The organism is Heliomicrobium undosum (assembly GCF_009877425.1).
GTDB classification, from domain to species: Bacteria; Bacillota; Desulfitobacteriia; order Heliobacteriales; family Heliobacteriaceae; genus Heliomicrobium; species Heliomicrobium undosum.
Window position 1 is genome coordinate 1 of the sequence record NZ_WXEY01000070.1, and the last position, 423, is coordinate 423.

Genomic DNA, 423 nt, shown 5'->3' on the forward strand with positions numbered 1-423 from the left:
GGTGCGGCTGGATCACCTCCTTTCTATGGAGTCGACGCACGTATCGCAACTGTTTGATTTTGAGGGACCGGAACAATCAGTTCACAGGAATTTGAGGTAAAACATACCGGTTGATTTTGATTGACCGGTATGATAAACTCTGAATTCCGGTGAACGGACAGACACTGATGAGTCGCGACAAGCGATGATTTGGGGAAGTCTGGCTAAAAACCGGTAACTCAACAACACAATACAATGATCTGGTGACAATGGCGGAGAGGTCACACCCGTTCCCATCCCGAACACGGAAGTTAAGCTCTCCAGCGCCGATGGTACTTGGGACGTTGGTCCCTGGGAGAGTAGGACGTCGCCGGTTCGGCCGGGAAACCGGCAGGCCCGACAGTTTAGTGTGAAACTGAGCGGGTCATGATGGGCCTAAAACTG

Annotated in this window: 1 rRNA gene; it reads left to right on the forward strand. The window is 51.8% G+C overall.

Annotated features, from left to right (window positions below):
* The first annotated feature begins 238 nt into the window (after positions 1 to 238).
* Positions 239 to 355, forward strand: a 5S ribosomal RNA gene (gene rrf, locus GTO91_RS17705).
* Positions 356 to 423 lie beyond the last annotated feature (68 nt).